Source organism: Dietzia aerolata, assembly GCF_014144865.1.
GTDB classification, from domain to species: Bacteria; Actinomycetota; Actinomycetes; order Mycobacteriales; family Mycobacteriaceae; genus Dietzia; species Dietzia aerolata.
On record NZ_JAALDM010000193.1, the window covers coordinates 1 to 11935 of the forward strand.

An 11935-nucleotide genomic window follows, 5' to 3' on the forward strand; every position below is an offset into this window, starting at 1 on the left:
CCGGCGCGCCGCCGCAGCCAGTACGACCATCTCCGCAGTAGTGACGACCATCGCGAGTTAGGGGCGCGGGTGCGGGGGCCTGTGCAAGTGCACGTTTGCATGCGGGTTGTCGCTGCGGCTGCGGCGAGGACTTCGGGAGCCGCTGCGGCTCGTGAACCGGACTGGCGTCCAGTTATTTTCGCCATTTCATTGACGCCACTGTGAGCGGCACCACAGACTGGGGCTACCCGACATTGAGGTGCCATATGTCAATCGCTCTGGATCCACGTGAGCGCGAGAAGGTATTCCAGCCCCCGGCGGCCCCGCTGGCGTCACATCTGCCGATCATCGGCGGGACGCTCGAGTACGTCGACAGTCCACTCGCGACGATGTTCCGCAGATACCGCCAGCACGGCCCAGTCTCCGACCTGCACATCCTCGGCCAGACCTGGACCGCGATGCTCGGCCCCGACGCCTGCCAGATTGCGCTGCAGAATCCGGACAAGGCGTTCGCGAACGGCCCGGGCTGGGGATACCTGGTCGGTCCGTTCTTCGACCGCGGGCTGATGCTGCTCGATTTTGCCGAGCACAAGCACTACCGCACCCTCATGATGGAGGCGTTCACCCGGCCACGGCTCGAGGGCTACACCCGCACGCTCGCACCGCTGGTCGACGAGGGCATCGCCGCCTGGCGACCTGATCCCGCGTTCCAGATCTATCCGGCACTCAAATCGCACACGCTCGACCTGGCGACGTCGGTGTTCATGGGCGGCGCCGAACTCGCGGAGCCCGGGGAGATCGAGCGCGTCAACACTGCGTTCGTCGACTGCGTGCTCGCCGCCAACGGCTGGGTGCGCACCACCACGCCGAACCCCTTCACCAAGTGGGGCCGCGCGGCGCGTGGTCGTCGTATCCTCGAAGATTTTTTCCGCCGCCACCTGCCCGCCCGCCGCGCGAACCCGGGCGAGGACCTGTTCTCGGTCCTGTGCCAGGTCGCCGACGCCTCCGGTGGGATCGACGACGACGACATCATCAACCAGATGATCTTCCTCCTCATGGCCGCGCACGACACGACGACCAGCACGGTCACCTCGATAGTCTTCGAACTCGGCCGGGATCCGCGGTGGCAGGCACGGCTTCGCGAGCAGTGCCTGGAGTTGGGTCCCACTCCGACGATCGCCGAGATCGAGGATGTCGCGGACCTGGATCTGGTCATGAAGGAGACGCTGCGACTGCATCCGCCCGTTCCCGTGCTGGCACGTAGGGCAGTCAAGGACACCGAGGTGCTCGGCGTTCCGATCCCCAAGGGACGGTTCGTTGCGATCATGCCGATGCTTTCGCACCACCTGCCCGAGTACTGGACCGATCCGGAGATCTTCGACCCGGCGCGTTTCTCTCCCGAGCGCCGCGAGGACAAGTCGCATCGCTTCGCGTGGGAGCCATTCGGCGGCGGCGTGCACAAATGCCTCGGGATGGTCTTCGCGAACATGGAGTCCAAGCTCGTACTCAGCGCGCTGCTGCGGAACTTCGAGTGGTCGGTGCCGCTGGATTACGTCCCGCCGATGCGCAATGACTCGCTGCCCTACCCCATCGATGGCCTGCCGGTGGATCTGCGGCCGCTGGACTAGCGACCGACGTTTCCCAGGGCTCCTCGGGATACGACTTATCCTTAGCTCGGCAGCTCGTTCACCCAAGGATAGACCCTTATCCTTGGGTCGAGCGTCCGTCGAGCGCGGGATACATCAGATCCTTGGGAGCGGTCCCAGCGTCGGCAGCACCTGAAACTAGCCGGCCTTGTGGGCGTCGATCTGCTCCGACGTGGCCTGAAGGAGCTCGGCCCAGGCCACCTCGAACTTGGACACACCCTCGGCCTCGAGCTTGGCGAACACCTCGGCCAGGTCCACGCCGACCTGCTCCAAGCCGCGGAAGATCTCCGCAGATTCCTCGGCGCGGCCGATCACGGAGTCCTTCTCGACTCGGCCGTGGTCGGCGAAGGCCTCCATTGTTGCCGCGGGCATGGTGTTGACCGTGTCCGGGGCGACGAGATCGCTCACGTACAGAGTGTCGGGGTAGTCGGGGTTCTTGACGCCGGTCGAGGCCCACAGTGCACGCTGCGGGCGGGCACCGCGGCCGGCCAGCTCAGCGAACCGATCGCCGGAGGAGAACACCTTGAGGTACTCCGCGTAGGCGAGGCGCGCATTGGCCAGGGCGGCCTTGCCCTGCAATTCGAGCGCCTGCGGGGTGCCGAGCTTCGCGAGCCGGCCGTCGATCTCCGTGTCGACGCGGGAGACGAAGAACGAGGCCACCGAGTGGATGGTGCTCAGGTCGTGGCCCTTCTCGGCGGCCTCTGCAAGACCCTCGAGGTAGGACTGCATGACCTGCGCGTAGCGCTCGACAGAGAAGATCAGCGTGACGTTGACGCTGATCCCCTCGGCGATCACCCGGCGGATCGCGTCGAGCCCCGCGATGGTGGCGGGGATCTTGATGAGGAGATTCGGGCGGTCGACGACCTTCCACAGCTCGATGGCCTGCGCGACGGTCGCGTCCGCGTCGTGCGCCAGGCGCGGGTCCACCTCGATCGACACTCGGCCGTCCACCTCATCGGATGCGGCGAACACCGGCTGCAGCACGTCACAGGCGGAGCGGACATCATCGGTCGTGGTGGTCCGGATGACCGTATCCACATCCGCGCCCTGGGTGGCCAGGCTCGTGACCTGCTCGTCGTACGCGGTTCCGGAGCTGAGGGCGGCCTGGAAAATCGACGGGTTGGTGGTGACGCCCACGACCGAGCGCGTGCCGACCAGCTCGGCCAGGCGGCCCGAGCTGATGAGGTCGCGGGATAGGTCGTCGAGCCACACCGAGACACCGGCGGCGGACAAGGCGGACAGATTCTCGTTCTGCTTCATGATGACCTTTCTGTGGTGGCGAGTGACGGCCACGGAGCGGATGTGGGAGCGGGAACGTGTGGGGCGAGAGCCTCTACCGAGTCGGGGCTACGGGGTTGGGCGGGCAGGATTGGGCAAGCGGGGCGGGCAAGCAGGGCGGGCACGTCATTGCTCGAAGTCGACCCGTTCCAGGCGCGATCCGTATTTGGCGGCGATGGCCGTGTCCAGACCGACGTCCGTGACCAGGTGGTCCACCTCGTCCAGGGCCGCGACGCGTGCCAGCGTCCGGGACTCGAACTTGCTGCTGTCGGCCACGACGATCGACGTGCTGGCTGCCTCGATCATCGCGCGTTTGACGGGCACCTCCCGGGTGTTGGTGTTGGTGATCCCCGCCTCCGAATCCAGGGCGTCGGCACCGAGAAACGCCCAGGTGGCGGAGAAATCGGAGAAGAACTCCGTCGCGCGCGGCCCGGTGAGGGTGAACACCGAGTTGAGCAACTCTCCCCCGGCAAGGAAGAGCCGCACGTCCGGCACCGCGGCGAGCAAGGTGGCGATTCGTAAGTCGTTGGTGATGAAGGTCAGATCCGGGATATTGCGCAGTGCCATCGCGACCTGGAAGGTCGTGGAGCCACTGTCGAGGACGACGCTGTCCCCCTCGCGCACACGAGCGGTGGCATGGGCGGCGATCGCCACCTTCTGCTGCCTGCGCTCGAATTCCTTCACCGCGTACGGCACGTCCAACGCCGCACCACCGACAGCTTTCGCACCGCCGTGCGTGCGCTCCGCCTGACCGCTACGTACGAGGACGTCCAGGTCCCGCCGGATGGTCGAGGTGTCCACGCCGAACTCGCCGGAGAGCTTCTTGGCCTCGACATATCCGTCGCGATGGAGCTGCCTGATGATCTCCACTCGCCGCTGCTGGACCGACACATTTCCCCCTGCACTGGCGTTCATCACCGGAACTGCACGCAAGTGTAAACGATTGCGCGCAAATCGTTGACAATTTTTGCACATATACCGATACTCAAGACCATTACTGCACGATTTCGTGCACTCATTGTGAATGCGAAAAGGGAAGAAACATGCTTCGACTCGGCCTCAAGGCATCGGCGGAACAGTTCGCCCCGCGTGACCTGGTGGAGATCGCCGTCTCCGCCGAAGCGCACGGGATGGACTCGGTCACCGTCTCCGACCACTTCCAGCCGTGGCGGCACAACGGCGGGCACGCCCCGTTCTCCCTGGCCTGGATGGCAGCCGTGGGTGAGCGGACAAAGCGCATGCAGATCGGCACATCGGTGATGACACCGACCTTCCGCTACAACCCCGCCGTGATCGCCCAGGCCTTCGCCACCATGGCGTGCCTATACCCGGACCGCATCATGCTCGGCGTGGGCACCGGCGAGGCCCTCAACGAGGTGGCCACCGGCGGACTCGACGGCGAATGGCCCGAGTTCAAGGAACGCTTTGCCCGGTTGCGCGAATCCGTGCGTTTGATGCGGGAGCTTTGGACGGGCGAAGAAGTGACGTTTGAGGGCGAGTACTTCCACACCAAGGGCGCGTACATGTACGACGTCCCAGACAAGCCGGTCCCGGTCTACATCGCCGCCGGTGGACCGGTCGTGGCCCGCTACGCCGGCCGCGCCGGCGACGGATTCATCTGCACCTCCGGCAAGGGAATGGAGCTGTACAACGACAAGCTCATCCCGGCCGTCAAGGAGGGCGCCGCCAAAGCCGAGCGGGACGTCAACGACATCGACCGGATGATCGAGATCAAGATCTCCTACGACACCGACCCGGACGCAGCCCTGGAGAACACGCGATTCTGGGCGCCGCTCTCCCTGACCCCTGAGCAGAAGCACAGCGTCGGCTCCTCGCGCGAGATGGAGCAACTGGCAGACGAGCTGCCCATCGAGCAGGTGGCCAAGCGGTGGATCGTCGCCTCCGACCCGGACGACGCCGTGGAGCAGGTCAAGCAGTACGTCGACGCGGGCCTGAACCACCTCGTCTTCCACGCCCCCGGCCACGACCAGGAGCGCTTCCTCACGCTGTTCGAGCGCGATCTCGCTCCGCGCCTGCGCAGGCTCGGGTGACAAGGATCCACCGCCAATGACTCCCTCACCCCGTACCGGCTCCGCCTGGAAGGCCCTGGCCGAACACGTCGAGACCGCACGGTCGCAGAGCATCTCGCAGCTCTTCGCGACCGACCCCGGCCGTGGCACCGCTCTCAGCACGGCCGTCGGCGATCTGTACATCGACTACAGCAAGCACCTGGTCTCCAGGGAGACGCTGTCCCTGCTGCTGGACCTCGCCCGCGAACGCGGCGTCGAGGACCGTCGCGACGCCATGTTCGCCGGTGCCCACATCAACACCACCGAGGACCGGGCCGTCCTGCACACCGCCCTGCGGCTGCCCGCCGACCACGACCTCACCGTCGACGGCCAGAACGTCACCGCCGACGTCCACGAGGTCCTCGGCCGGATGTCCGACCTCGCGGGCCGGGTGCGTGGCGGCGAGTGGACCGGGGCGACGGGCCAGCCCATCACGGATGTGATCAACATCGGGATCGGCGGATCCGACCTCGGCCCGGCCATGGCCGCTCGCGCTCTACGCCATTACTGCGACGGCCCGAAGGCGCATTTCGTCTCCAACGTCGACCCGGCAGACCTGAACTCCGTGCTCGCCGGACTGGACCCGGCCACGACCCTCGTCGTCGTCGTCTCCAAGACCTTCACCACCCTCGAAACAATGACCAATGCCGCGGCGGCCAGGACCTGGATCGTCGAGGCCTTGGGCGAGGCCGGCGTGCCCCGCCACTTCGTGGCGGTCTCAGCCGACCCGGGCCGCGCGGCCGAGTTCGGCATCCCCGCCGCGAACGTCTTCGGGTTCTGGGACTGGGTGGGAGGACGCTACTCCGTGGGCTCGGCGGTGGGGCTGAGCCTCATGCTCGCGATCGGCGCCGAGCGGTTCCGCGAGTTCCTCGCCGGCATGCGCGCGGTCGACGAGCACTTCCTCACCGCACCCGCGCGCGACAACGCGCCGATCCTCCTCGGGCTCCTCGGGGTCTGGTACGCCAGCTTCCTCGAGGCCGACTCCCGCGCCGTCCTGCCCTACTCCCACGACCTCGCGCGCCTGCCCGCCTACCTGCAGCAACTGTCCATGGAATCCAACGGCAAGTCCGTGCACAACAGCGGCAGTCCGGTGATGGTGGGCACCGGCGAGATCATCTGGGGCGAGCCCGGCACCAACGGTCAGCACGCCTTCCACCAGCTGCTCCAGCAAGGCACGCGGCTGGTGCCGGTCGACTTCATCGGATTCGCCGAGGCCACCGACGACCTGCCCTCGCTCGATGGGCGCGGCACCATGCACGACGTGTTGCTCGCCAACATGCTCGCCCAGGCCAAGGTCATGGCATTCGGCCGCTCCACCGAGGAGCTGGTGCGCGATGGCACGCCGGAGCGGCTCGTGGGGCACAAGACCATGCCCGGCGACCAACCGTCCACCACGATCGTCGCCCCGCGCCTGACCCCCTCCACGCTGGGTCAACTCATCGCGCTGTACGAGCACCAGGTGTTCGTCCAGGGCGTCCTGTGGGACATCAACTCGTTCGACCAGTGGGGCGTCGAACTCGGCAAGGCGCAGGCGCTCGAGCTGGCTGGAGCAATCACCGACGTCGAGCCTCGTCCCACCGGCGACACCTCCACCGACGGCCTCGTCGCCGCGCTGCGGCGCGCCCGCACCAGACACTGACACCCCGACGACTCCCGCAAAGGACACACATGGCCGACTCCACTGCCCGCGCCCAGATCGGCGTCACCGGACTCGCGGTGATGGGATCCAACATCGCGCGCAACTTCGCGCGCCACGGTCACACGGTGGCCGTCCACAACCGGTCGCGCGCCAAGACCGACGCCCTGATCGCCGACCACGGCCACGAGGGCGACTTCCTCCCCGCCGAGACCACCGCCGAGTTCGTCGCCTCGCTCGAGGTGCCGCGCCGCGTCCTGGTGATGGTCCAGGCCGGGCCCGCCACCGACGCGGTGATCGCCGACCTGGCCGATCACATGGAGCCCGGCGACATCATCATCGACGGCGGCAACTCCCTCTACACCGACACCATCCGCCGCGAGGCCGAGATCCGCGCCCGCGGCCTCCACTTCGTCGGCGCTGGCATTTCCGGAGGTGAGGAGGGCGCACTCAACGGGCCGTCGATCATGCCCGGCGGGCCCGCCGAATCGTACGAGCACCTCGGGCCGCTGCTCGAGTCGATCTCCGCGCAGGTCGACGGCGAGCCGTGCTGCACCCACATCGGCCCGGACGGCTCCGGACACTTCGTGAAGATGGTGCACAACGGTATTGAGTACGCCGACATGCAGCTCATCGGCGAGGCGTTCGACCTCATGCGCACCGCCCTGGACATGCCGGTCGCCGAGATCGCCGATGTGTTCCGGCAGTGGAACACCGGCGACCTTGAGAGCTACCTGGTGGAAATCACCGCCGAGGTGCTCAGCCAGGTCGACGCCCACACCGGCAAGCCCCTCGTCGACGTGATCGTCGATTCCGCCGGGCAGAAGGGCACCGGCCGCTGGACCGTGAAATCGGCCCTCGACTTGGGTGTTCCCACCACCGGCATCGCCGAGGCCGTCTTCGCCCGGGCCCTGTCCAGCGCGACCGCACAGCGTGAGCGCTCCCGCGGGCTGGGTTCAGGGCAACTCGCCGCCGCCCCCACCGACAAGGTGGAGTTCGTAGACGCGATCAACCAGGCGCTGTACGCATCCAAGGTCGTCGCCTACGCGCAGGGTTTCGACCAGATCCTCGCTGGCAGCCAGGAGTACGACTGGAACGTCAAGCCCGGCGACCTGGCCACGATCTGGCGGGGCGGCTGCATCATCCGGGCCACCTTCCTCGACCGGATCCGGGAGGCCTACGCCGCCGACCCGCAGCTGCCGAGCCTGCTGCTGGCGCCCTACTTCCGTGAGGCCGTGGAGAACGCCGTCGACGCCTGGCGGCGCGTGGTGTCCACGGCGACGCTCATGGGCATCCCGGTGCCCGCGTTCGCCTCGTCCCTGTCGTACTACGACGCGTTGCGCGCCGAGCGGCTGCCCGCCGCCCTGACACAGGGGCTGCGCGATTACTTCGGCGCCCACACCTACAAGCGCGTCGACGCCGAGGGCAGTTTCCACACGCTCTGGAGCGGTGACCGCAGCGAGCAGCGGGTCTGACAAACGCCAAGCGGGTTCCGCACACCCCCTTCTCGGGCGATGTGTGCGGAACCCGCTTCGCGATGAACTTCGGCCAGGCCAGGCCGACCCAGCCAGGCCAGCCCAGCCAGACAGGCCCGCCCAGCCAGCCGACCAGGCCAGCCCCCTACTTCTCCAGCGCGTTGACCACGTCGAGCTCGCCATCGGCGTGCGAGGAGCGGATGCGCTTCTTGTCGAGCTTGCCGACGGAGGTCTTGGGGATCTCGTCGACAAAGGCGAAGCGCTCGGGCACCTGCCACTTGGCCATGCGCTCGGCGAGGTGTGCGCGCAGCTCCTCGACGTCCGGGTCGGCGAGGCCCTCCTTGATGACGACGGTGGCCAGCGGCCGCTCGTCCCACTTGGGGTCGGGCACACCGATCACGGCCGCCTCGGCGACGGACGGGTGCTCGAGCAGGTAGTTCTCCACCTCGACCGACGAGATCCACTCGCCGCCGGACTTGATGATGTCCTTGGCGCGGTCGGTGAGCTGCAGGAACGCCTCCGGCTTGATGTAGCCCACGTCGCCGGTGCGCAGCCAGCCGTCGTCGAAGGAGTCCGGGGCGTCCACCTTGTAGTAGCTGCCGGTGATCCACGGGCCGCGCACCTCGAGCTCACCCACGGACTCGCCGTCCCAGGGCAGCGCGTTACCCGCGTCGTCGACGATCCGGGCCTTGACGCCCGCGATCAGCCGGCCCTGGGTCTGACGCAGCTCGAACTGCTTCTCCTCGGGCAGATCCGCCTTCGGACGGGAGAGCGTGCCGATGGGGGAGGTCTCGGTCATGCCCCAGGCGTGGGTGATGTTGATCCCGTACTTGTCGCGGAACTTGCGGATCAGCTCGGGCGGGCAGGAGCTGCCGCCCACCACGACGGAACGGAAGCTCGACATGTCGATCGGGTGGTCGACCGAGTAGGCGTCGACAGCCTGCCAGATGGTCGGCACGGCGGCGGCGAGGGTCGGCTTCTCACTGGCGATCATCGCGGCCAGCGGCTCGGGCTGCAGGAAGCGCTCGGGCATGAGCAGCGAGGCGCCCACCAGGAACGCAGCGTACGGCAGGCCCCAGGACATGGCGTGGAACATCGGCACGATCGCCAGCACGTTGTCGTCGAGCGAGATGTTCATGCCGTCCGACATGCAGACCTGCATCGAGTGCAGGTAGATCGAGCGGTGCGAGTAGACGACGCCCTTCGGGTCGCCGGTGGTGCCTGAGGTGTAACACATCGCGGCGCCCGTGTTCTCGTCCACCTCGGGCCAGTCGAACTCGGTGGGCTGCGCGGCGAGCAGCGCCTCGTAGTCGTGGACCTGCACGCCCTCGGGGGCCTCGAGCGTCGCGGCGGCGCCGCCGGTGACGATCACGTGCTCAACCGTGGAGAACTTCGGCAGGAGCGGCTGCAGCAGCGGGATCAGGGTGGGGTCGACAATGACGATCTTGTCCTCGGCGTGGTTCGCCACAAAGGCGAGCTGCTCCGGGAACAGTCGGATGTTCAACGGGTGTAGAACCGCACCCATCGACGGCACGGCGAGGTAGGCCTCCATGTGCTCGGAATTGTTCCACTGGAACGTGGCCACGCGCTGGTCGCCGTCGATCCCGAGGCCGCGCAGGGCGTGGGCGAGCTGGGCGGCACGCTTGCCGATCTCGCCGAACGAGACCACGCGCGGGCCCTGGTCGGTCCAGGTGGTGACCTTCGCGTCCTTGTGGACGGTGGCGCCAAAATCGAGGATCGTGCTGATGTTCAGCTGCGTCGGCTGCATGGTGCTGAGCATGCGAGGGCTCCTTTAATCGCTGGAGGTAGTGTGGTGGGGGTCATGCCTGGTGTCGAGTCTACTCATCGTCCAGGTCGTCGAAGACCTGCTGGACGGTCTTCATCGCCGACAGCGCGGCGGGCGCCCCGCAGTAGCCGGAGGCGTGGATGACGGCCTCGGTGATCTCCTCGCGGGTCAGGCCGTTGGTCAGCCCGCCGCGCACGTGTCCGGCCAGTTCGGCGTCGGCGTGCATCGCGACGAGCATCCCGATGTTGAGCAGACTGCGATCCCGCCGCCCGAGGCCCGGCCGGTTCCAGATGTTGCCCCAGACGTTCTCGGTCACCACGTATTGGATGGCCTCCGACGCCGTCCCGCCGGCACGGTCCATGGCCCGGTCGACAAAGGCGTCACTCATGACCTCGCGCCTGGTCGCGAACCCCTGCTCCCGCAGACCTGCGGCCGAAGGCCCCTCTGCGGAACCACTCGTCGTCGTCATCGTGTCTTGTCCTTTCGCCGGTACGGACGTGTCACCGCCCATCCTCCCCGCCCCCACCGCGCGCCGCGCTGCGAGGGGACGTCCGCCACCACCAAGCGCAATGTCGGGTGGGGACGTCGCCGGTCCGGTCACCCGTCGCCACCACGAGCGGAAAAGAAGTGTGACGACGACGCCGTCACCACCCACCACGATCCGGTTGTGCACTCTCGTTGTCGACGTACCGGACCTTATGCGGCACCTGGTCGGCAACCAGGCCGCGTAACCTCTCGGGGCGACCGCGGGGCCACACATGCGGTGGCGGGTGGGGCAGTGATCGGCGTGACCTGACCGCGTTCGCGGCGGACAGCGGGGACTGTCCGGGGCGTCGGCTACGCTCACACCTGTCCGGCTCTCTGCGCCGGGCACCGTGGCACGCGGTGGAAGCCGGTGAGAGTCCGGCGCTGTCCCGCAACTGTGATCCCGCCGGTGAGCGGGCAAGCCAGGTCGGCCGTCGCCGCGGAGACGTACGTACTGACCTCGGACGAAGGACGGCCTACGTGCAGCGGCCCGTCGGCCGCGGCCCTCGCTGTTTTCGTCCTCCGAGAACCGGAGGATGCCATGCACACCCCACGCGCCCGCGTCAGCGCCAGCGCCCGTTCGCGCGCCCGCACCCGCGCCCGTTCCCTGGTGGCCGCGCCGCTCGCCGCCCTGGCCCTGGTCGCTGCGGCATGCTCGCCGGCGAACGAGGAGCCGGCCGTCGACCAGTCCGCCAATGGCGAGACCGCCGGTGAGCCGTCGGCCATCGTGTCCCTGACCCCCGCCACCACCGAGATGTTGTTCGCGGTGGGCGCCGGCGAGCAGGTGGTGGCCGTGGACGAGCGCTCGGACTACCCCGAGGACGCGCCGGTCACCGACCTATCCGGATACACGCCCAACCTGGAGGCCATCCTCGGCTACGACCCGGACCTGGTGGTGCTGTCGGATGACAATGGCGGGATCGTGGACGGGCTCGAGCGCGCGGGCGTCGAGGTGCTGCTCCTGCCGGCCGCGGCGAACCTGGACGACACGTACACGCAGATCGAGCAGGTCGGCGCGGCCACCGGTCACGTGGGCGAGGCCGCCGAGGTGGTGTCGCAGATGCAGGTCGAGATCGACGAGATCGTGGCGTCGGTGCCCGAGCGCGAGACGCCACTGACGTACTTCCACGAGCTCGACGACACCTTCTACACCGTCACCAACGACACCTATATCGGCGAGATCTACTCGATGCTGGGCATGACCTCGATCGCCACCGGCGACAACCCGTACCCGCAGTTGTCCGAGGAACTCATCCTCGAGGACGACCCGGACGTGGTGCTGCTCGCCGACGCCCAGTGCTGCGGCATCACCCCGGAGATCGTGGCGCAGCGCCCGGGCTGGGATCAGATGACGGCCGTGCGCGAGGGCCACGTGTACGTGGTGGACGAGGACCTGGCCAGTCGCTGGGGTCCGCGCGTGGTGGACTTCCTGCGCGAGGTCGCCGGCCTCGTGTCCGGTATCCCGGCCGGGACCGGCGCCGACGCGCCCGCCGGAACCGGAGCCGGAGCCGACGCGCCCGCTGACGCCGACGCACCCGCCG

General features: G+C 68.0%; 9 protein-coding genes and 1 riboswitch. Of the genes, 5 read left to right on the forward strand and 4 right to left on the reverse strand.

Annotated elements, in window-relative coordinates:
- Positions 1–245: 245 nt before the first annotated feature.
- Positions 246–1607 (forward strand): cytochrome P450, encoded by a 1362-nt coding sequence (locus tag G6016_RS11565; protein ID WP_182632798.1) that lies wholly within the window; start codon positions 246–248, stop codon positions 1605–1607.
- A gap of 156 nt (positions 1608–1763) precedes the next feature.
- Here G6016_RS11565 and tal read toward each other — a convergent pair whose 3' ends face one another.
- Complete coding sequence (gene tal, locus G6016_RS11570; protein ID WP_182632799.1) at positions 1764–2885, reverse strand: transaldolase; 1122 nt, start codon at positions 2883–2885, stop codon at positions 1764–1766.
- Positions 2886–3029: 144 nt separating this feature from the next.
- Positions 3030–3818, reverse strand: coding sequence for a DeoR/GlpR family DNA-binding transcription regulator (locus G6016_RS11575; protein ID WP_187354532.1), 789 nt, complete (start codon positions 3816–3818; stop codon positions 3030–3032).
- A gap of 128 nt (positions 3819–3946) precedes the next feature.
- On the opposite strand from G6016_RS11575, the gene fgd reads away from it, so the two are divergent.
- Genes fgd through gnd form a run of 3 tightly spaced genes read left to right on the forward strand, consistent with a single transcriptional unit; the run spans position 3947 to position 8083 of the window.
- Entirely contained in the window at positions 3947–4954 is a 1008-nt protein-coding gene (gene fgd, locus G6016_RS11580; protein WP_182632800.1) for a glucose-6-phosphate dehydrogenase (coenzyme-F420), read from the forward strand.
- Positions 4955–4970: 16 nt separating this feature from the next.
- Complete coding sequence (gene pgi, locus G6016_RS11585) at positions 4971–6611, forward strand: glucose-6-phosphate isomerase (protein ID WP_182632801.1); 1641 nt, start codon at positions 4971–4973, stop codon at positions 6609–6611.
- Positions 6612–6640: 29 nt separating this feature from the next.
- On the forward strand, positions 6641–8083 hold the full coding sequence (gene gnd / locus G6016_RS11590; RefSeq protein WP_182632802.1) for an NADP-dependent phosphogluconate dehydrogenase: 1443 nt from the start codon (positions 6641–6643) through the stop codon (positions 8081–8083).
- A gap of 145 nt (positions 8084–8228) precedes the next feature.
- On the opposite strand, the gene G6016_RS11595 is transcribed toward gnd, so the two are convergent.
- Positions 8229–9863: a long-chain fatty acid--CoA ligase gene (locus G6016_RS11595; RefSeq protein ID WP_182632803.1), complete on the reverse strand. Its 1635-nt coding sequence runs from the start codon at positions 9861–9863 to the stop codon at positions 8229–8231.
- A 58-nt stretch (positions 9864–9921) separates the two neighbouring features.
- A complete protein-coding gene (locus tag G6016_RS11600) occupies positions 9922–10338 on the reverse strand; it encodes a carboxymuconolactone decarboxylase family protein (protein WP_182632804.1) in 417 nt (138 codons plus the stop codon).
- Positions 10339–10719: 381 nt separating this feature from the next.
- Positions 10720–10844, forward strand: a riboswitch (cobalamin riboswitch).
- 91 nt (positions 10845–10935) lie between these two features.
- Between G6016_RS11600 and G6016_RS11605 the strand changes: the two genes are divergently transcribed.
- Positions 10936–11935 (forward strand): ABC transporter substrate-binding protein (locus G6016_RS11605; protein WP_182632805.1); only part of this gene is annotated, 1000 nt, incomplete at its 3' end.

Bases quoted from the DNA above. Each gene is read 5' to 3' on its own strand.
- G6016_RS11565 (WP_182632798.1), top strand. From the start codon at position 246: ATGTCAATCGCTCTGGATCCACGTGAGCGCGAGAAGGTATTCCAGCCC.
- tal (WP_182632799.1), bottom strand. From the start codon at position 2,885: ATGAAGCAGAACGAGAATCTGTCCGCCTTGTCCGCCGCCGGTGTCTCG.
- G6016_RS11575 (WP_187354532.1), bottom strand. From the start codon at position 3,818: ATGAACGCCAGTGCAGGGGGAAATGTGTCGGTCCAGCAGCGGCGAGTG.
- fgd (WP_182632800.1), top strand. From the start codon at position 3,947: ATGCTTCGACTCGGCCTCAAGGCATCGGCGGAACAGTTCGCCCCGCGT.
- pgi (WP_182632801.1), top strand. From the start codon at position 4,971: ATGACTCCCTCACCCCGTACCGGCTCCGCCTGGAAGGCCCTGGCCGAA.
- gnd (WP_182632802.1), top strand. From the start codon at position 6,641: ATGGCCGACTCCACTGCCCGCGCCCAGATCGGCGTCACCGGACTCGCG.
- G6016_RS11595 (WP_182632803.1), bottom strand. From the start codon at position 9,863: ATGCTCAGCACCATGCAGCCGACGCAGCTGAACATCAGCACGATCCTC.
- G6016_RS11600 (WP_182632804.1), bottom strand. From the start codon at position 10,338: ATGACGACGACGAGTGGTTCCGCAGAGGGGCCTTCGGCCGCAGGTCTG.